18 protein-coding genes and 1 pseudogene are annotated in these 18,581 nt (G+C 70.4%); 11 read left to right on the top strand and 8 right to left on the bottom strand.

What is annotated here, in order from left to right:
- Positions 1-246 precede the first annotated feature (246 nt).
- Positions 247-681, top strand: coding sequence for a hypothetical protein (locus tag ACIRPX_RS18775; protein ID WP_404195396.1), 435 nt, complete (start codon positions 247-249; stop codon positions 679-681).
- Positions 682-1,037: 356 nt separating this feature from the next.
- Positions 1,038-1,517: a peroxiredoxin family protein gene (locus ACIRPX_RS18770; protein WP_404195393.1), complete on the top strand. Its 480-nt coding sequence runs from the start codon at positions 1,038-1,040 to the stop codon at positions 1,515-1,517.
- Positions 1,518-1,890: 373 nt separating this feature from the next.
- On the opposite strand, the pseudogene ACIRPX_RS18765 reads toward ACIRPX_RS18770, so the two are convergent.
- Positions 1,891-2,312, bottom strand: a pseudogene (locus ACIRPX_RS18765) (DUF2267 domain-containing protein); the annotation flags it as partial.
- A gap of 540 nt (positions 2,313-2,852) precedes the next feature.
- Between ACIRPX_RS18765 and ACIRPX_RS18760 the strand changes: the two are divergent.
- The 8 genes from ACIRPX_RS18760 to ACIRPX_RS18725 all read left to right on the top strand — a co-directional run bounded on the left by ACIRPX_RS18760 (position 2,853) and on the right by ACIRPX_RS18725 (position 9,034).
- The gene (locus tag ACIRPX_RS18760) at positions 2,853-3,035 is read left to right on the top strand and encodes a hypothetical protein (protein WP_404195390.1); all 183 of its coding nucleotides are present in this window, start codon (positions 2,853-2,855) and stop codon (positions 3,033-3,035) included.
- 88 nt (positions 3,036-3,123) lie between these two features.
- Entirely contained in the window at positions 3,124-3,321 is a 198-nt protein-coding gene (locus tag ACIRPX_RS18755; protein ID WP_404195387.1) for a hypothetical protein, read from the top strand.
- Between the two features lie 68 nt (positions 3,322-3,389).
- The gene (locus ACIRPX_RS18750; RefSeq protein WP_404195384.1) at positions 3,390-4,304 is read left to right on the top strand and encodes an NADP-dependent oxidoreductase; all 915 of its coding nucleotides are present in this window, start codon (positions 3,390-3,392) and stop codon (positions 4,302-4,304) included.
- 326 nt (positions 4,305-4,630) lie between these two features.
- Entirely contained in the window at positions 4,631-5,131 is a 501-nt protein-coding gene (gene msrA, locus ACIRPX_RS18745) for a peptide-methionine (S)-S-oxide reductase MsrA (protein ID WP_404195381.1), read from the top strand.
- Positions 5,132-5,281: 150 nt separating this feature from the next.
- On the top strand, positions 5,282-5,752 hold the full coding sequence (gene msrB, locus ACIRPX_RS18740; protein WP_404195378.1) for a peptide-methionine (R)-S-oxide reductase MsrB: 471 nt from the start codon (positions 5,282-5,284) through the stop codon (positions 5,750-5,752).
- A 33-nt stretch (positions 5,753-5,785) separates the two neighbouring features.
- Positions 5,786-6,025: a hypothetical protein gene (locus ACIRPX_RS18735; protein WP_404195376.1), complete on the top strand. Its 240-nt coding sequence runs from the start codon at positions 5,786-5,788 to the stop codon at positions 6,023-6,025.
- A 233-nt stretch (positions 6,026-6,258) separates the two neighbouring features.
- Entirely contained in the window at positions 6,259-6,927 is a 669-nt protein-coding gene (locus ACIRPX_RS18730; protein WP_404195373.1) for a TetR/AcrR family transcriptional regulator, read from the top strand.
- Positions 6,928-7,276: 349 nt separating this feature from the next.
- Positions 7,277-9,034, top strand: coding sequence for a BTAD domain-containing putative transcriptional regulator (locus ACIRPX_RS18725; protein WP_404195370.1), 1,758 nt, complete (start codon positions 7,277-7,279; stop codon positions 9,032-9,034).
- A gap of 340 nt (positions 9,035-9,374) precedes the next feature.
- Here the strand turns inward: ACIRPX_RS18725 and msrA (ACIRPX_RS18720) are convergent, their stop codons facing one another.
- Positions 9,375-9,884, bottom strand: coding sequence for a peptide-methionine (S)-S-oxide reductase MsrA (gene msrA, locus ACIRPX_RS18720; protein ID WP_404195367.1), 510 nt, complete (start codon positions 9,882-9,884; stop codon positions 9,375-9,377).
- Positions 9,885-10,497: 613 nt separating this feature from the next.
- Between msrA (ACIRPX_RS18720) and ACIRPX_RS18715 the strand changes: the two genes are divergently transcribed.
- Positions 10,498-11,082, top strand: coding sequence for an RNA polymerase sigma factor (locus tag ACIRPX_RS18715; RefSeq protein ID WP_404195364.1), 585 nt, complete (start codon positions 10,498-10,500; stop codon positions 11,080-11,082).
- Between the two features lie 74 nt (positions 11,083-11,156).
- On the opposite strand, the gene ACIRPX_RS18710 is transcribed toward ACIRPX_RS18715, so the two are convergent.
- The 6 genes from ACIRPX_RS18710 to ACIRPX_RS18685 are packed head-to-tail and all read right to left on the bottom strand — an operon-like array spanning position 11,157 to position 17,984.
- Positions 11,157-11,684, bottom strand: a complete 528-nt coding sequence (locus ACIRPX_RS18710; protein ID WP_404195361.1) for a flavin reductase family protein — start codon at positions 11,682-11,684, stop codon at positions 11,157-11,159.
- On the bottom strand, positions 11,681-13,096 hold the full coding sequence (locus ACIRPX_RS18705) for a dihydroorotase family protein (RefSeq protein ID WP_404195358.1): 1,416 nt from the start codon (positions 13,094-13,096) through the stop codon (positions 11,681-11,683). The genes ACIRPX_RS18710 and ACIRPX_RS18705 overlap by 4 nt, the downstream gene beginning before the upstream one ends.
- Complete coding sequence (locus ACIRPX_RS18700) at positions 13,084-14,259, bottom strand: acyl-CoA dehydrogenase family protein (RefSeq protein WP_404195355.1); 1,176 nt, start codon at positions 14,257-14,259, stop codon at positions 13,084-13,086. Before ACIRPX_RS18700 ends, ACIRPX_RS18705 begins: the two co-directional genes overlap by 13 nt.
- Positions 14,238-15,272, bottom strand: a complete 1,035-nt coding sequence (locus ACIRPX_RS18695; protein WP_404195352.1) for a PrpF domain-containing protein — start codon at positions 15,270-15,272, stop codon at positions 14,238-14,240. The genes ACIRPX_RS18700 and ACIRPX_RS18695 overlap by 22 nt, the downstream gene beginning before the upstream one ends.
- Positions 15,269-17,146, bottom strand: coding sequence for an asparagine synthase (glutamine-hydrolyzing) (gene asnB / locus ACIRPX_RS18690; RefSeq protein ID WP_404195350.1), 1,878 nt, complete (start codon positions 17,144-17,146; stop codon positions 15,269-15,271). The genes ACIRPX_RS18695 and asnB overlap by 4 nt, the downstream gene beginning before the upstream one ends.
- 7 nt (positions 17,147-17,153) lie before the next feature.
- Entirely contained in the window at positions 17,154-17,984 is an 831-nt protein-coding gene (locus tag ACIRPX_RS18685) for a cupin domain-containing protein (protein ID WP_404195347.1), read from the bottom strand.
- Positions 17,985-18,581 lie beyond the last annotated feature (597 nt).

The raw sequence follows: 18,581 nt of genomic DNA, 5'->3' as shown, positions 1-18,581 counted from the left end.
TGCTGAACAGTGATCTTGGTCGACACGGTTCTAGCAGGAGCTCCATCTCTGCTTCCTACGGCTTGACACACCAACCCCACGCCTAACTACACGGCTTGGGCCTAGTTCTGCACGGTGTCGTTTTCTTCGCAGAGATACAGGCGGGGCCATCGTCCTCGGACTCGTGTTCGCGGCCACATGGCCCCCAGCGTCCTCGGTGCTCCGCTCGGCGGCCGGTCCACCCCCGCGGCGGCCCAACGCATCGGTATGGTCATCTTCCTGACCGGATGGATCGGCATCATTGCGGCGATCGGCGAGGGCACGCTGGCGCTGTTCATCGTGGCAACGATCGTCGCCGACGCCGGTCAAGGCATCGCCATCAGCGCCGCCACCCGTGGCCTGCTCCACGACAGCACCCTGGCCGACCGGGCACCGATCTTGAGTGCGATCTACCTCCTCCGCTACGACGGCGCGGTGTTTCCCAGCCGCATCTCCGGGGAGCTCTCGGACACCTTCTCGCTGCCGCAGATCGCCCTCGGATACGGCGGGCTCGCCGTCGCCGCCACCTTGGTCACCGTCCTTGCCGCACACAACCCGCGTCCGGCACAGCCGGGTAAGGCAGCACGGGTGAGTCATCACCACGATCCACGCCCTCATCAAGACCTCACCGAGCCGAAGCAGGCTGAAACCACGCCTCGTTGACGCACGTCGATGCGTTGACGCAGGTCGATCGCCACACGGATCGGCACCACGAGCCAGCCCCGGAGGGGACTGGTCGGGAACCAGCCCGCAGGCTTCTACGACGTCGCACGCACCGCGCTTCGGCGGTAAGAACCGAGCCCTGCAGGCACGCGTATAGACGGGAGCCGCCTGCCGTTCGGGCGTCGGCACCCACTGACGCGAGGCACGAGATGGCGTTGAGCGGAAGGACCGCCGACCGCTTCGCGGCGACCCGTCCGATGACCCGGTCGGTGTGGGTGACCGGGCGTCCCGCACCATCGGGTCCGAAAGATCCACTCCCTGTTCGCAATGAGATGCCTTGTCACCAAGGAGAGTTCATGGGCCTGTTGAATACCGGCGCGGCGTTTCCCGCCCTGACCGTCAATGCCGTCGGGGGCGGCATCCTCGACATCCGTGAGGAGCTCGCCGGCAGCTTCGGCGTCGTCCTCTTCTACCGCGGTTCGTGGTGTCCTTACTGCATCGCGCAACTGAGGGCCTTCCAACGAGCCGGAGACCGATTCGCCCAGGTGGGGATCAAGGTCGTCGCGCTCTCCGTCGACGACGAGGCCACGACGAAGGAGGTCGTGGAGAAGCACAAGCTCACCTTCCCCGTGGGGCACAGTGCGGACGCGCGGGCGGTCGCCGACGCGACCGGTGCCTTCGTCAACGACGAGCCTGTGCATCTGCAGTCGACGGGCTTCGTGCTGGCCCCCGATGGCACCGTCATCACCGCGGTCTACTCGAGCGGAGCGATCGGCCGACTCGTGCCGGAGGACGTTCTCGGCCTGGTCTCCTACCTCAAGGAACACATGGGCTGATCGCGCCGGCTCGGCAGCACGGCGATCACGGGAACTCAGGCCGCATGGGGGCTTCTTCGGGCCGTCGCGCCGAGGGCTACCTCGACCCTCGGCGCGAACCCCGTGGGGATCGGCATAGGAACGCCGGGTAGCCAGAAGCGAATCAACGGGCTTGCGGCCTGCCTCATGCACCGGGGTTGTCATGGTCTGGCCCCGCACCTGCCTGGGAACGGAAGGTCCGCGTTCCGTCCGTCCGGCTGACCGCGGCGCCGTTCGGCAGGGTCGTGGTTTCGCCGTGCTCCGCTCGGCATCCACGCGACACATGCGCCTTCGGCGGTGATTCGGAGCCCTCCGACGCGAGCCGGGCGGGCGGCCACCCCTCGCGCCAGGAGGCCGTGAGCTCGGCACGGCCGAACAACAGGGCGTAGCCCGGGAGAAGTTGGGCGAGGATACGGCCCGTGAGCTCCTCGCCGGCGAGCTGGGCCATGACGCGTAGGACGGTACCGGTGTCCCAGCGGGTGGTGTCGGAGTGCCGCCGGTACGGGACGCCAGGTCTTTGACGAACCCACGGCCGGTGAGAGGTTCGACAGCGGGGACTTCGGAGGTGAAGGAGACCGCTGCCTCATGGGGGAGCTTGCCGGTGAACTCCACCCGTTCTCCGCCTGTGAGCTGGCGCCCGAACGCGGCCAGCACGGCGTCCACGACCTGGCGGGCTTGTGTGCAGGTGGGGTACCGGCCTTCATACCGCACCTTTTCCAGCAACTGCTCGAACGTCATGGAAACCGTGGTCTGTCTCGGCTCCTGCTGGTGATGCATCAGGGACGTGGTCGCCTTTCTCGTCACCAACGGAGCGGTCGATCGGTATGCGGCCTCGTCGGGCGCGTCGGCCGAGCGGGTTCTTGAGGCCAAGCCATCCGTGACGCGTCAGGTCATCAGGCTGTCTCCCCCCCCCCGAAGGTCTGCCATGACTACGTGAGGTGCCGGTGCCTTTGTTGACGGGAACATCGGTTGACCGGAACATCGGCCGGGTCGCCGACGGGCACGTGGTGTCTCCTTGGCGTCGCTCCCGCGCGCCGTCTTACCGACAACTCCTCTGGCGGAATTGTGTGTGGCGGTTGACGGAGACAGGCTGGCGGACGAACTTCCACCAGGCACTTTGGCGTGCTGCCAACTCCTCACGGAGAATCGATCCAGCGTAGATGAGCTGTAGATCAACGCCGCTCTACCATTTGCGGAGAAACAGCTTGCTGATCGGCTCGGCGCGCTGATTCGCGTATGCCATGTGCATCGGCCGCAACGAGGGCCGGCGTGAGGCCGGGTCTGGTTTCTTGCCCGGACGGGAATTCGGAGGACATCGTGAGCAGTGCTGACTCGACGGTGCAACGAGATGCTCAAGTGGCGCTTTTCGAGGCGATCGTCTCTCAAGCGCGCCAACAGGAGGCGCACAAGGACCACGGGGCGGTCGCAGCAGCCTTGAAGGATCTGGCAGAGGCGTATGCCTGGGCAGCGAACCAGCACGAGGGCCCGAGCGATCGGTGAAGGTCGCCACCCTTTGAATGGCCGATCTCTCCTGCTGGACAGGGCGCGGAGCGACGCCCTTCGCACGTATTCGGAAAGAGGAGTCACCATGTCTGAAGGCGCTGTCGACGACGAGTGGGGGGAGCAAACTCCGGATGCGGTTCTCCACACGGGGACGGAAGAGTTGCCCGACCCGGAAGACGTAGTGCTGGCATCCGGTCACGACATCACGCCGGAGAGGCTTGAGGAGGCGCGCCGCCTTCTCAGCGAAGAGGGTGCCGCCGGTGTGGAGAAGTTGCTTCCGTGAAAGAGCACCGCTGCAACGCCCGGGAGCAGTCGGGCTGCTCCCGGCCCGTACCGAGTTGAGGAGCAGAAATGAAAGCATGCGGAGTCTCCGCAACCGGGGTCGCGGAGACCGTCCTCCTCAGCCTTCCCGAACCCCCGCCCCCCGGCCCGGGTCAGGTACTCATCGAGGTCGAGGCCGCCGGTGTGGGACCGTGGGACCAGCTGCTGAACACCGGCGGCTGGGACGTCGGCCTGCGGCCACCCGCCGCGCTGGGAGTCGAGGGCGTCGGCCGGGTTCGCGCCATCGGGCCCGATGTCCAAGGGATCTCCGTCGGTGACCGGGTGGTGGCGCACGAGGCGCCGCTCCCGGGCGGCAGCGGCTTCTGGGCCGAGCAGGTCCTTGTCACCGCCGCCCACACGGCCCCTGTCCCCACCGCACTGGAACCCGTCGAGGCGGCCGCACTCCCGGTCATCGGGCTCACCGCAGTGCAGACTCTGGAGGCCCTGGGGCTCACCACAGGGCAGCGCCTCCTGATCACCAACGGAGGCGGCAGCACCGGTGCCTTGGCCATCCAGCTCGCGGCGACCGCCGGTGTGGAGGTGACGGCGACAGCCTCGCCATCCGCCGCTGAGCGCCTCCGCGAGTGCGGAGCGGCCGAGGTCGTCGACTACCACGACCCGGCATGGCCGAATCGAGTACAAGGCGGGTTCGATGCGGCCGTCATCGCCGCGCCCGGCACGGCAGTGATCGCCTTGCCGCTCGTGCGTGACGGCGGGCAGCTGTGCTCGCTGACCTCCGACGCGCCGGCTTCCGAGCGCGGAATTACCAGTACCAACCTCTACGTACGGCCTGATGCCGCGCAGCTCACCCAGCTGGCAACCGGCCTCGCACATGGGCTGCTTCGTCTCACGCCCGAAGCTCTGCCGCTGACGGAGGGGCCGGCCGCATTGGACCGGGTGGCCGCGGGCCGGACAGCAGGCCGCAAGCTTGTGCTCGTTCCCTGAACAGCGGGTGTGAGGCTTCGGTTCGGGCATGACCTGTCGGCGGCGTCAGGCGCCGCCGGGCGGCCCGGAACGAGGTTGGTGCGTGCGAACAGTTGCACATCCTCCCCCCTAATTGAGCACGTCGGACGCGATCGTGGCGTTGCGAAGAGATGTAAGGAATCCGCGGGTCGTGCAGCGCACCATGGTGGGCGCTGCGCTGCCGCCGTCACGGTGCCCAAGTCCGAGGGCAGCGTGTCCGGGGGACACCGCCGGGGCCGTAGAGCACGATCCACGCGCTCTGGCCCGTCGGGTCAGGACGGCGGAATACACAGGAGGTCAACAGAACGATGGCACTGCAGAGGGCGATCCTGGCGGGCGGGTGCTTCTGGGGCCTGCAGGAGCTCTTCCGGGCCCTGGACGGCGTGGTCTCGACGCGTGTCGGCTATACGGGCGGTGAGACGGCGCATCCGACCTACCGCAGTCACGGTAGCCACGCGGAGGCCATCGAAATCACCTACGACCCGGCCCGGACCGACTACCGGGCGCTCCTTGAGTTCTTCTTCCAGGTGCACGACCCCACCACGCCGAACCGGCAGGGAAACGACGTCGGCCTCAGTTACCGGTCGGCCATCTTCTCACTCGATGACGAACAGCGACGTGTCGCGGAGGCCACGATCGCCGACGTGGACTCCTCAGGTCTGTGGCCCGGGAAGGTCGTCACAGAGGTGATGCCGGCCGGAGCCTTCTGGGAGGCCGAGCCTGAGCATCAGGACTATCTGCAGCGCTCTCCGAACGGGTACACCTGTCACCGCATCCGCCCGGAATGGCGGCTGCCCAAGGCGTCTTGAACCGTGCGGGTTCGATCCGGCACCGACGCGTTCACCGAACTGTGGCGGACGAGCGACGAGAACGCGCCGTGAGGGAGAGGTAAGGGAGCGGCGGCGCGTGACGCGAAATCCCAGAAGGGCTGATGCAGCCACGACGCCTGGGAGGCGGCTATGCCGGAACACCACAAGAGCGCTGAGCGCATAGCGCAGCTCACGGAACTGCAGTACCGGGTGACCCAGCAGGACGAGACGGAGCCCTCCTTCGCCAACGCCCTCTGGGACAACAAGGCCCCCGGCATCTACGTCGACATCGTGTCGGGAGAGCCTCTGTTCTCCTCCACGGACAAGTGCGACAGCCGCACAGGGTGGCCGAGCTTCACAAAGCCCTTGGAGCCCGGCCACGTCGTGGAGCTGCCCGACACCGGTCACGGGATGGTCCGTGTCGAAGTCCGGTCGGTGAACGGAGACAGCCACCTTGGGCACCTGTTTCCCGACGGCCCCAGCGACAGGGGCGGACTGCGGTACTCCATCAACTCCGCCTCCCTGCGCTTCATCCCCGTCGAGGAACTGGAGCGTGAGGGCTACGGCCAGTACCTGAGCATGTTCGAGATGCCGGAAGGGCGCGCCACCGAAGCCCAGTGAGCGTCAGTAACGAGGTCAGTAACGAGGTCAGTCATGACGCAGTGGTCGCCCCAGTTTCCACACATCGTGGTGCACTCCCCGGCGCTGGACGGCTCCCGCCGGGTTACCGGGGGTGACGTGATCCTGGGGGTCGCCTCCCATTTGGATGACGTCACCGAGATTCTCCGACTCGCCGACCTCGATCCGATCGAGATCGAGGAGAGTGAACTCATTGAGTGGCAGGGAGGTGGGCCGGATGTGTGGCCCGGACTTTCCGAACATCCGGAGCAGTGATCGGGGCTTTCCACTCGACATGGCCCGACCGTCCGGCGTCCATGCCCGCCTGCGTGTGGTCGGCGTCGCCGGGAACGGCCAGGGCGACGCGCCGAATGCGCGGGGAGCCGACGTGGTCGTGAAAGACCGGAAAGACCTGAGGGACCGCGGTGAGCGTGCACCGGGACCCCAAGAAAAGGACCTTGAGGTCCATTCCGATTCATGCTACGGTCCGCAGCGGTAACCTGGCCGATGTGGCGGAACTGGCACCCGACAAAAGCGGCTCCCGGCTGACCGAGCGTGGGCGGGCGACTCGAGAGCGCATCTTGAGGGCCGCCGGCGACATGATGTACGTCAAGGGCGTCTCCCACACGACGCTCGACGACGTCAGGGCTGCCAGCGGAACGAGTAAATCCCAGCTCTACCGCCACTACCCGGACAAGGACGCGCTGGTGCGGGACGTTGTTGCGTTGCAGGCTGCGGAAGTCCTCGAACGCCACCAGCAGCTACTGCGACGGCTCAACTCCTTCCGCGGGCTGGAGCGCTGGCGGGACGCGGTGGTGGAACGCAATGCGCTGCGAAACGGGGCGTACGGCTGTCCGCTCGGCTCCCTTGCCAGTGAGCTGGCCGATCAGGACGAGGAAGCACGCGAGGCCATCGCCCGCCACTTCGCCACCTGGGAAGGGCTCCTCGAGGCAGGACTGCTGCGGATGAAGGACTCGGGAGTCCTGCGTGCGGATGCGGACGCGGGGGAACTCGCCACCGGCCTCATGGCCGCTCTGCAGGGCGGATACCTCCTCGCGCAGACCGCTCAGGACGTCAAACCCATGAGGATCGCTCTCGACATGGCGATCGGGCATGTCAAGGCCTATGCCGCGCCCGCCGGAGGCCGCGGTGCCGCTGAGGAATCGGCAGGGCGCTGAGCTTGCCCGCGGGGTCGGGTGCCCGGGGGGCGTCAGGGTGAGGCGGTCGCGGGGTGTCCGCGCGTCTTCGTGCCCGCACGCGGCTCGGCCGTAGACGAAACGTGCCGCCCTCTGCACAAAACGTGCGTGACTTCGACAAGAAGAGGACTATTTAGTCCTGAAAAGTGGAGTGATCTGCGGTAGGTTGAGGGAAGGTAGTCCCTTGCGGACGGCCAAGCGGTCAAGCCTCACAAGGATCCTCAGGGCGGTAGGCACCATGGATGCGGGCGTCCAGTTCTCAGTTCTCGGCCCAGTCCGGCTGCACAGGGAGGGGGTCGAGGCCGGAGCGGGTCAGCCGAGGCAGTGCGCCGTGCTTGCTTCGCTGCTGCTCAGAGCAGGCAGGCCGGTAAGCCTTTCGAAGCTGGTGGAGGACGTGTGGGGCGACGAGGCCCCGGCGTCGGCCGTGGGCTCCGTACGCACGTACATCTACCGCCTCAGGCAGGCGCTCGGGGAGATGAGCGACAGCTCCGTTCGCTTGGTCGACGGGGGCTACCTGCTGCACATCGAACCGGACGCTCTAGACCTGAACAGGTTCAAGGGAACGGCGGCAAGGGCGCGGGAGGCGCGCGGCAGTGGCGATCTGGCCTCCGCGGTGACCTTGCTGACCGAGGGCCTCGAGATGTGGAAAGGCGTGGCCCTCGCCGGGGTGCCGGGGCCGTTCGCCGGCCAGCAGCGCAGCGTCCTCGGTGAGCTGCGTCTCGCCTGTGCCGAGGAGCAGCTTGCCTGCCAAGTGGACAGAGGGCGTTACGCCGAGGCCGCCGCGGAACTGTCCGCCCTGCTTGTCGAGCACCCGCTTCGAGAGCGCGTGTGCGGCCTCCTCATGACCGCGCTCTACGGCGCCGGCCGGCAGTCCGAGGCCCTGACGATCTACCACACGACCAGTCACCTGCTGCGTCAACGTCTCGGCGTCAGTCCGTCGCCGGAACTGCAGCAGGTCCACGAGCGCATCCTCTCCGGGCGACTGGAGCTCGCGCAGAACGCCGACCGTCCGAAAAGCGCGCCGCGAACGCTCTCGCCTCATGCCCCGGCGCAGCTTCCGGCCGCCTTGCCGAGCCTCGTCGGCCGCGAGAGGGAGCAGGAACAGATAGAGCGCCTGGTCGCCGACGCGGAAGCGTCGTCCTCCGTGGCCATCTGCACGATCGGCGGACTGGCCGGCGTCGGCAAGACAGCCTTCGCCACCACCGTCGCCCACCGTCTGACCGACCGCTTCCCGGACGGCCAGCTCTTTGCCGACCTGCAAGGAGCGGGACCGGAGACCGAGCCGCGCGACCCCGCGCACGTACTCGAGGAGTTCCTGCAGTCCTTGGGAGTCCGCCCGGAGGACATGCCCGAGACCGCGCAGGCACGAGGGCTCATGTACCGCGGCTTGCTGGCCAAGCGCCGAGTGCTCGTCGTGCTCGACAACGCAGGGAACACGGACCAGCTCAGGCACCTTCTCCCCGGAGGGCCCGGTTCCATGGCCCTCGTCACCAGTCGCCTGCAACTGCACGCGCTCGTCGCCGCCCACCAGGCACTTCCCCTGACGCTGATGCCCCTGAGCCAGGCGGACGCGCGCAGCCTCCTCGCGCGTCGGCTCGGCGCAGCGAGGACGGCGGCTGAACCCGAGGCCGTCGACCGCATCATCCGGCTGGCCGGGCAGCTCCCTCTGGCCCTGGCCAACGTCGCGGCGCGCGCCGCCTATCGGCCGCAGATGCGCCTGGCGAGCCTGGCCGACGAGTACGAGGCGCCGGAACACCGCACCCTGGACGCGTTCGTGAGCGAGGAGGACCAGGCGCTCGACGTCCGCGCGTCCATCAATCGCTCCTACCGCCTGCTCGACACGGAGACGGCCGCTCTCTTCCGCGACCTGAGCGCCTGTCCGGAACCCCTGTTCGCGGCATCGCAGGTCGCGGACCTGGCCGGGCGGCCCGAGTGCCGGGTCCGCCAGGTCCTGTCGCGTCTCATTCGCGTACACCTCGTCTCGGAGGTAGGCCCGGGCCGGTACAGCTGGAATCGGCTCGTGGCGGCGTACGCGGCGGAGCAGGCGGGGGACGGGCTCCTCGACCAGGGCAATCCGGCCGGCCGGTAGGGCGGGCGGGGGCCGGCGTCCATGGCGTCGTATCCGGCACCTTGCGCGGACGGTGCCGCGGCCAGTGGCCGAGACGAGCAGGTGCCGAACGGAGCATCCGCCGAGCCGCTTCGGGCAGAAGCTCGACGACGCCGTAACGGCACGGTCACGCTCCGGCAGCGCGGGGACGGTGGCGGCCGACCTGGCGGACCGGGACCAGGTCGTCGAGGCGTGGAAGCGGCTCGCGGTCGAAGACGGCGCCATCGTGTCCGTGGGCAGCACGCGGGCGCGCCACCAGGCGCACCCTCGCACCCCGCCGGGAAGGGCCCCTGGCACTTGTCGCCCGACGGGGTCGCGTGAGCTACGTCGGTGATCGGGGTACCTTCCAGTCCCTTCGGACGTACTGGCTCATGTGGGCGTCAGGATGGCGCCTCAGGTAGTCCTGGTGCTCGGGTTCCGCCTCCCAGAACGTGCCGGACGGGACCACCTCGGTGACCAGCCGCCCCGGCCACAGTCCGGACGCGTCACATTCCGTGATCACCGCCCGGGCGATGCGTCGTTGCTCCTCGTCCAGGTAGAAGACGGCGGACCGGAAACTCATGCCGACATCGTCGCCCTGCCGGTGCAAGGTGGTGGGATCGTGGATCTGGAAGAAGAAGTCCAGGATGCTGCGGTAGTCCGTCCCGGACGGGTCGTAGGTGAGCTCGGCCGCCTCCGCATGGTTTCCGTGGTCGCGGTAGGTCGGTTCCACCACCTCGCCGCCGGTGTAGCCGACACGGGTGCCCACGACGCCAGGAAATTCACGGAAGAGCTCCTGCATGCCCCAGAAGCATCCCCCCGCCAACACGGCATACGCTCTTGCCGGTAACACGCTGTGCTCCCCTTTCCATGACGCCGGATTCGACTGAGACCGCGACCTGCCGAGGGCGCGGTCCCGACGGACAAGGCCCGTGCCTTCGGCAGGTCGCGGCAGGCATGCGGGGGCCCCGGCTCGGCGGGTCGAACGGCCGGCTCTTCCATCGTTAGCTGCCGCGTTCGCGGACTCCTTACCGCCGTCTGCATCCGCCGGGCCGGGAGCACCCTGCGACAGGTTTCCGAGCCCGTCCGGGCTGTGTGGTGCGGTCCCTGCTCCCGGGGGACGGTCCCGGGACGTGGCGTGAAGCGAGTCGCGTGCGGACCGTACGGGAAAGCGCGCTCAGCGCCGCATGCGAGTCCCTCGTCGAAGTACGCCGGAAACACCATCCGTGAAATCCAGGGGCGCAGGCCGAAAGCGAAAACAGCGACTGCACGTAGACGGCCTGTAGATGGACGCGTGATGGGCTCGTTCGTACGAGATGACCTGGGGATTGAAGGCCATGCACTCTACGGATGTCAGAAGTACGCGCCGCTCGGCTGCGAGCGGATCTGCCAGAACCAGCAGCGGCGCCCCGGCAGCGGGGCCCGCCACGGGGCGAGAGCCGTTCGACCCGGAGTCCGCCGCCTGGGTGGACGCACTGGAGGGCGGTCGTGGGGCGCATTTTGAGCGGGCCTGCACGCGGCTGCATGAAATGCTGGTGCGGATTGCCATGAGCGAGGTATTCCGCCGGGGTTCGCGTTATCGAATCACCGGGCCCGAACTGGAGGATATCGCCCATCAGGCGGCCGCCGATGCCCTGATGAGGATAACGCGCAAAATCCATGAATTTCGCGGGGACGCCAGGTTCACCACATGGGCGTACCGGTTTGTCGTCCTTGAAGTGTCCAGCAAACTGGGCCGTCACTTCTGGGCCGTCGGAAACGCCCGGTTCGACGCGGAGGAATGGGCGCAGGTGCCAGACCGTTCCGGCGCCGACCCCGTCAGTCATTGGCAGGCGCGAGAGCTCGTCGAGGCCGTACGCGACGCAGTCGAGACAGCGCTGAGCGCCCACCAGCGGCAGGTCTTCACCGCCGTCGTCAGCGGGGTTCCGCTGGAAACGCTCGCCGGCGAGTTGGAGACGAACCGCAACGCGCTCTACAAGACGATGTTCGACGCCCGCAAGAAGCTGCGAGCTCAGCTGATAGCCGGCGGGCACCTCGGCGCCGCGGTCTGATACGGCGACGACTGCACCGGTCCGGCCGGGCGGGGGCTGCCGTCGTGGTAGGGCCGGCAGCCCCCGCCCCCGGTTCACGGCCGGCGCGCGTGCGCGAAGCCGCGTCGGTGCCAGACCAGGCCGCCCGAGCGCGCGGGCTCGCCGCCCACGCCGGTCACCCGCCCCACGAGGATCGTGTGGTCGCCCCCGTCCAGGACGGCGTGGCGGACGCAGGTCAGGGTCAGGGACGCGTCCCGCAGGACGGGCGCCCGCGGGGCCTCCGCCGCCAGCGGCAGGTCCTCGAACCGGCGCTCGGCCGGCCGCATGAACCGGTCGACGAGATGCTCCTCGCCGGGACCCAGCAGGTGCACGGCGAAGTCCTCGGCGTCCGTCAGGGCGTCGTGCGTACGGGAGTCGCGGTCCAGGCAGACCAGGAACAGCGGCGGGCTGAGCGAGAGCGAGCTGACCGCGCTGGCTGTCAGACCACGCGGCCTGCCCCGGTCGTCGTAGCAGGTGACGATGGTGACAGGGGCGGCCAGGGCGGACATCGCGGCCCGGAACGCCTCGGCTAGACCCTCGGCCGCCCCGGTCGCCGGCTGGGAGGCGAGCAGCGCCGAACTCACCGTGCCACCTCCAGCGTCCGCGCGGCCCCCTGGAGCCAGCGGCCCTCGGGGCGGCCGGAGAATCCCGTCCGGATGTCCCAGGAGACGTGACCGCCCTTCACCGTGGTGGTGAAGCGGCCGGTGAACGTCCAGCCCTCGTACGCGGACCAGCCGCACAGCGCCTCTACGTCGTGGGCGGAGAACTGCCAGCGCGCCGCCGGGTCGAGCAGCGTCAGGTCGGCGTCCGCGCCGGGTTCCAGCCGGCCCTTGCCGCACAGGCCGAAGAGCCGGGCGGGCCCCGAGCCCATGAGCCGGGCCAGATGGGCGGCCGCTTCGTCCGGACCGACCTTCCGGTTCCGCAGCCCCGTCCACACCGCGGTGGCCAGTTCCTGGACACCGGGCAGACCGGGCGGCGCGTCGGCCGGCGGGCGGTTCTTCTCCTCGACGGTGTGCGGGGCGTGGTCGCTGCCGAGGGAGACGGCCTCGCCGTGCAGCACCGCCTGCCACAGGCGCTTCTGGTCCCGGCACTCGCGGATGGCGGGGGAGAGCCGGGTCCGCGGACCGCGCCGCGTGGTGTCCTCGTGCGTGAACGACAGGTGGTGGCCGGTCACTTCGAAGGTGAGGGGCAGCCCCTCGGCGGCCGCCGCCGACAGCAGGTCGGCCTCCTCCGCCGACGACACATGGAGGATGTGCGCCTTCGTGCCGAACTCGCGGACCAGACGCACCACTTGGGCGACGGCGACGATGCCGCCCGAGCGCGGCCGGTGCGGCTCGTACTCGCCATACGAGTCAGGGCCGTTCGAACTGGCGTCGAGCAGGTCGAAGACGTGCTGGTCCTCCGCGTGCAGCACCAGCCTGATCCCGCCGCGGGCCGCCGCGGCGAAGGCCCGCCGCAGCTGCTCGCCGTCCCGGAAGACGACCGGCGCCGTGTGGTGGCCGGCCATGAACACCTTCGCCGAGGTCGCCGTCCGCGGGTCGATGTCCGCCAGCAGTTCGGGACGGTCCGGGTCGGCGCCGAGGTGGAAGCGGTAGTCGGCCCACGAAGTGCCCCGGATCATCGCGTCCTTGGCGATCAGGCTGGCCTCGTCCAGCGACGGCGGGCGGGTGTTGGGCATGTCGATCACGGTCGTCACGCCCCCGACGAGGGCCGCCTTGCTGCCGTGCTCCCAGTCCTCCTTGTACTCCAGGCCCGGGATGCGGAAGTGGACGTGGGAGTCGATCAGGCCCGGCAGCACGTAGTGGTCACGGGCGTCGAGGCGCGGGCCCGCGGGCACCGGCGCGTGAGGGGCGAGCAGGGCAGCGATCCGGCCGTCCCGGACCACGACCGTGCCGTCGCCGACGCCGTCGGGGGTGACGAGCCGGCCGCCCTCGACGACCAGGTCGGCGGGAAGCTCGGAGAGAAGGTCGGCGGATGCGGGATTCAACGGTTCCACGTCAGACTCACCAGTTCCTTGCAGAGGTCGTTGGTCGGTCCCATCAGGGCGACGGCGCGCGCGTCGCGGCCGTAGCGGTTGATCTCGTTGGAGGCGACGTAACCGGCCGAACCGAGCAGCCGTTCCACCGCGTTGACGACCCGCTCGGCCGCGGAGGAGGCGAACAGCTTGGAGTGCAGCGTGGCGATACCGGGGTCCGGAGCGGTGCGCCGGCCGGTCCGCTCGACGACCGCGCGCGCCGCCTCGACCTCCCCCGCGATGTCCACCAGCCGGTGGCGCACCGCCTGTTGGGCCGTCAGACCGCGTCGCTCGGCGTGCTCGTGCGCCAGGTCCAGCGCCGCCTGCGCCAGGCCGACGGAGACCGCGCCGAGCGTGGCACCGCTGTCCCGGACACCGGCGATGATCGAGGCCGCCGCGCCCACCGGGCCCAGCCGTGCGGTGTCCGGCACATGGCAGTCGTGGACGGAGACGAAGCCGGTCGCCGAGCCGCGCATGCCGGTCAGCCGCAGCGAGGTGTCCGGCTCCAGACCGGCCGTGTCCGCCGGTACGAGGAAGAAGGTCTGGCCCGCCGAGCCGTACCCCGTGTCGGGCGCGGCGGCCGGTGCCGGCTCCTCGGTCTGCGCCAGCACCAGGTAGATGTCGGCCAGACCGGCGCTGGTGGTGAAGGACTTGGCGCCGTCCAGGACCCAGCCGCCGTCCGGTGTGCGGCGGGCGGTGGTCGACAGGTGCTTCTTGTTCGCGCCCGCGCCCGTCTCGCTCCAGGCCGAGGCGGCGAGCCAGTCCCCGTGGGCGAGTTGGGGCAGCAGCCGGCGGCGCAGCGCCGGACTGCCGTGTTCGAGGATGCGCCGGCTGACGGCGTAGTGCTGGAACAGCATGATCGAGGCGGAGGCGTTGACCTGGGCGACCTGTTCGACGGCCGTGTTGAGCCCGTGCGCGTCGGCACCGGTCCCGCCGTACTCGTAGGGGAGGGCCAGTCCGAGCAGACCGGACTCGCGCAGCAGGGCCAGCGCCCGCCGGTCCGGTTCGCCGCTCAGGTCGGCGTCCCGGGCACAGGCCGCGAGGCGCTCGCGGATCGCCGTGCCCAGTCCCGCGGCCGGCCGCGGAAGCGGCGGCCCGGCGAGGGCGGGCGCGTCGGGCACGGTCAGGCTGTCTGCGGAAGCCATGACAACTCCTGGGAGGTGGGGGCGGGCAGGAAGTGGCCGCGGTAGTCGACCTGCTTCTCCGCGACGGAGATCCAGGCGAGCCGTCGGTCGTGCGGACCGCCCGTCGTGCGGGCCGAGGCGCGGACGGTGGCGCCCGGCGTGCGCAGCGCGAGCATGCCGTTCTCCGGCTGGTCGGCGGCGCCGGACAGCAGGTGCGGGAGCGTGCCCGGCACGGCGGCGCCCGCGGCCAGGCAGGTCGCGCCGGTGAGGGCCACGGTGGGGTGCCAGGACGGTACGGAGATGGCGCGCACCGCGAGGGCGCCGGGACCGTCGGGAAGCAGCGCGGCCACCTTCGGGAAGGCCCCGGTGCTGTCCCAGCCCTGTGCGGCGCAGACGGCACGGCGCAGCCGGGACATCCGGTCGAACAGCAGGACGTCGTCGGCGAAGAGGTCCTCGACCGCGCGGACGCCCAGCTCGGCGGCGTTCACGAACAGGTACGGATTGCCCATCGAGACGAGGGAGACCGGCACCGTACGGCCCTCGAAGCGGATGCCGGTGACCGGTTCACCCGTGATCAGGAGCTCGCCGACCGGGCGTGGGGGTGAGCAGAGGAAGTGCGCCGTGAAGCGGGTCCCCCCGTCGGAGGTCTCCTCCGCCTCGCACACCACGTTGTCGCCGTTGTTGAGGACGTTGACCCGGACCCGGCAGCCGGCCACCAGCGGCTGGATCATGCCGGTGCGCGCCGCCGCCTCGACCGCGGCCAGGATGGAGTGCCCGCAGGAGCCCCGCAGGTCGAAGCTGTCGAGACGGTCCGGCATCGACTGCACGAAGCGGTAGTCGAGGTCGAACAGGGGATGCCGGGACGGCTGGACGAGCGCGTTCTTGAGGACGTCCGACGCGCCGTGGTCGGCGAGCGCGGCCCGTAACTCCGTGAGCCGGGCGAGCAGTTCGGGCTCCGAGGACGGCAGGGTGCGCGCGTCCAGGACGGCGGTGGGGCACGGTGTGCCGTGCGCTCGGGCGAGGCTGACGGTCATGCCGCAGCCTCCTGCAGGACCCGCGCCGGCGTGGGCAGCGCGAGCGGGGCCCCGGCCGTCGCTCCGGCCGGCGCGAAGAACTCCTGGCGCCACAGCTGGTGCGACATCAGGGACCACAGTGCCAGCGAGACGGTGTCGCCGGGGCGGGTGGCCTGCTCCTCGAAGAGCGCGTCGACCCGCTCGGGGCGGATGCGCCCGTCGGCGCGCAGCGTCCGCGGGGACAGCACGTCCCGGGCGAGGGTCCACAGCCGCTGGCCGGGCGCGAGCATCGCCGTGACGGGCAGCGTGAAGGGCTGCTTGGGGCGCTCCAGCACGCTGCGCGGCAGCAGTCCCCGAGCGGACCGGTACAGCGCCCGCTTCACGCCGTGGCCGGGCACCAGCCGCTGCGCGTCGGTCAGGGTGGCGGCGAACCGGACGACGGAGGGCTGGCAGAACGGCAGCCGCACCTCGACCGAGCTGGCCATCGACAGGTGGTCGACACGGCGCAGGTGGTAGGCCGGCAGCCGGTAGCGCTGCTCCACCGCGCCGATGCGCTCGAGCCGGGTGCCGGGGCTGCTGCGCAGGATGCGCCGGATGCCGGCGGGCAGCGAGGAGCCGACCGCGTTCACGGCGAAGGCGTACTCGTCGGTGTACAGGCTCTGGCGCAGGGACCGCGGGACGGCGGCGAGGTGGTCGAGGTAGTCGTCGATCCAGTTCGCACCGTGGTGGGCGGCGACCGCCTGGGTCATGCGGGCGTACCCGCCGAAGAGTTCGTCGGCGGCGTCACCGGTGAGGGCGACCTTGAACCCGGCGTCGCGGACCGCGCGGAAGAGGGAGAACGTGGACAGGGTGATCGGATCGGCGTTGGGCTGGCCGAGGTGGCGCACCACGTCGGTCATCAGGTCGGGGAAGGTGGCGGGGTCGATCTCGACCTGGTGGTGGCGGGTGCCGGCGGCGCGGGCGACCTCGGCGGCGTAGGCGCGTTCGTCGCCGGGCCAGGTGCCGGTGTAGGCGATGTTGAAGGTGTGCAGGCTGCCGTGGCCCCCGCTCTCGCGCAGCGCGTGGGCGGCGAGCGCCGTGACCAGGCTGGAGTCGAGCCCGCCGGAGGTGACGGCCGCGACCGGCGCGTCCGCCACCAGCAGGCGGGACACCTCCTCGGACAGCAGGGCCCGCAGCTGCTCGCCCGCCTCCTCCAGGGGGCGGTCCTTGTCGGGGCGCGGGACCCGGTCGTGGGCCATGGGCCGCTGCTTGACGCGCAGTCCGTCGCGGTGGCTGAGCACAGCGGTGGCGGCCGGCGGCATGACCTGTACCCCGCGGAACATGGTGCGGCCGCCGAACGGCGTCTTGGAGGTCAGATAGGCGTCGAGTCCCATCTCGTCCTCCCGCGCGCGCACCCCCTCGAAGCCGAGGAGTGCCGGCAGTTCGGAGGCGAAGTGGAAGCGGCCGGAGCTCCGTTCCCAGTGGTAGTAGAGCGGCTTCATGCCCGAGTCGTCGGTGGCCAGCACCATCCGCGGGGTGCTCCGCAGGTCCATGACCGCGACGGAGTACATGCCGTCCAGGTGCTCCGCGAACCGGTCCCCGTAGGTCAGGTACAGCGCGGGCAGGATGGAACCGTCGCACCGGTCGTCGAAGTGGAAGCCCAGCCCCGTCAGGCGCTCCCGCAGGTCGCGGTGGTTGTAGATCTCGCCGTTGAACACGACGGTGACCCGGCCGAGGTGGTAGGGCTGCGCGCCTCCCTCGGGGTCCATGATGGACAGGCGGTTGTTGCCCAGTGCCCAGTCGGACCGGAACGTGACGCCCCGGGCGTCGGGACCGCCGTGGTGCATCAGGTCGGCGACGCGGCGCAGTTCGCCCTCGTCGGAGTGGATGTTGAAGGTTCCGTATATGCGGCACACGCTGCGTTCACCTGACCTGGGAGGAGTAGCCGGCGGCGGAGTAGAGCGCCGGGTCGTAGGGGCTCGGGCCGCCGCAGGTGACGAAGCGGCGGGCGGTGGGACCGGTGTGCGGGTTGCGGGCGCCGTGCAGCACGCCGGGCGCGGCGTACAGCACGTCTCCCGCGGCGACGTCGATCCAGCGGTCGCGCAGGTACATCTGGCCGACGCCCTCGAAGGCGATGAACGCCTCGTCGCTGTCGGGGTGGAGGTGGACGTTGAAGGTCTCGCCGGGCTGCTGGATCCCGCAGTGCAGGCAGAGCCGGCTGCTGCCGCTGCCGGGCCAGAAGACGAAGTTCATGGTCGCCCGGCGCTCGGCGGCCTCGATCTGCCCCGTCCCGCCGAAGCCGCGCAGCTGGGTGGTGTCGTCCCAGAGGGAGGAGTGCAGGACGGGGGCGCCGCCGACCGGGGCGCCGGCGAGCGGGGTGCGCCACACGTACGCGGTCATCCCGGCGCCGTCGGCGCTGAGGGTGAGCGTCCGTCCGGTCGGGGCGTAGGCGGCCGAACCCCGTTCGACGGGGTGTAGGTCGTCTCCCACGGCGGCGGCTCCGGTCCCGGAGAAGACCACGACGGTGTTCTCCTCGGTCGCGCTGTGCTCGGGGGTGTACGACTCACCGGCGGCGACGCGGACGACGTGCAGGGTGACATGGGTGGCGCCCGCGGCCGGGCTGACCGGGGTCGCCACCCTGGTGCGGGCGGTGGGGTCGGCCCCGGCGGCGGGGAGGAACGTGAAGTCGGCCGCGGTGATGATGCGGGCGTCGCCGAGGGCGGTGGTGGTGGGAGTTTCGGTGGATGGGGGCATGCCGGTGGCTGCTTCCTGTGTTCGAAGGCCGGCGCGGTGGCGTCGGCCTGCCGGTGCTGTGGGGGAGCTCGGGCGGCGGGCGGCAGGGCCCCGACGGGGCCCGCGGCCCGACGACGGCGGGTGCCGGCCGTGCGGTCCGTCGGACGACGACCGGAGGGGTGCCGGTGGGCCGGGGTGCCCCCACTGCGTGTTCGTCGTCGCGGACGGTCGGTTCGACGGAGAGGGGGCGCGGCGGCCGGTGTGGTCGCCGGGGTCCTTCTTCCTTCTCCTGCGGAAGGTTCGCGCGTGGGGTTCCCGGTCGTGTCCTGCGTCGCTCCCGGCCCTGGGGGCGGCTGCGGGAAGAGGGGTGAACACGCCGCACCCGTATGGATGGTGGGCCGTGACCGCGTGACCGCGTGACCGCGTGACCGCGTGACGGCTTTGCGGCGTGACGGCGTGATCGCGTCACGGCGTCCGTGCGCCGTACGCGTGTGTGCGTGCCTGTGGTGCCGGACAGTGGGCAGGTGCCCGGCGTCGGTCTGCTGCCCGGACCCGTGGACGGCGCGCGAAACGCCGCACGGCGCGCCCCCGGGATCGGGAGCGCGCCGTGCGGCGTCG

The sequence above is a fragment of the Streptomyces sp. NPDC101225 genome, assembly GCF_044767585.1.
Taxonomy (GTDB): Bacteria; Actinomycetota; Actinomycetes; order Streptomycetales; family Streptomycetaceae; genus Streptomyces.
This window is presented reverse-complemented; position numbering and strand designations above follow the sequence as displayed.